Source organism: Pseudomonas sp. ES1 (genome assembly GCF_050586605.1).
GTDB lineage: Bacteria > Pseudomonadota > Gammaproteobacteria > Pseudomonadales > Pseudomonadaceae > Aquipseudomonas > Aquipseudomonas sichuanensis.
In genome coordinates this window covers 1-483 of the sequence record NZ_JBOBDM010000146.1, presented here as the reverse complement: position 1 = coordinate 483, position 483 = coordinate 1, and the positions used below count along the sequence as shown (strand labels likewise).

The 483-nt window shown below is 53.6% G+C and carries 1 protein-coding gene; it reads left to right on the top strand.

Annotation, left to right across the window (positions count from 1 at the left end):
* Positions 1 to 259 (top strand): hypothetical protein (locus ACQ4N9_RS26535; protein WP_430934133.1); only part of this gene is annotated, 259 nt, incomplete at its 5' end.
* Positions 260 to 483: the final 224 nt, after the last annotated feature.

The window sequence follows — 483 nt, the reverse complement described above, 5'->3', positions numbered from 1 at the left end:
TTGCTGCGCAAGTCTACATCTCGCGCCTTCGGCTACGCCGAAGGGTGCTGCGCACCAGGGCCCTACAGTCACCTCCACTCGGCCTCCTGAAGTCGCAATTTGTGTTGCCTGGACTATTGCGCGCTTAGAAGCAAAAGCAAAAGCAGATCAAGAGCAGATCAAGAGCAGATCAAGAGCAGATCAAGAGCAGATCAAGAGCAGATCAAGAGCAGATCAAGAGCAGATCAAGAGCAGATCAAGAGCAGATCAAGAGCAGTGATACGGCTATTTAGGTTTGGCTGTTTCTTATTTGTTGTTTGTTCGGGCCCTATCGCCGGCAAGCCGGCTCCCACAGGTGCAGCGCAAGTCTGAAAGTTTCGCTCTAACTTGTGGGAGCTGGCTTGCCAGCGATTGCAATCCTGAGTTCCCAACCAATCCAACTAGCGACAGCTAACGCCAGCCCAGGCGCCGCCCCTAACTTCGCGACTTCAGGAGGCTGAGTGT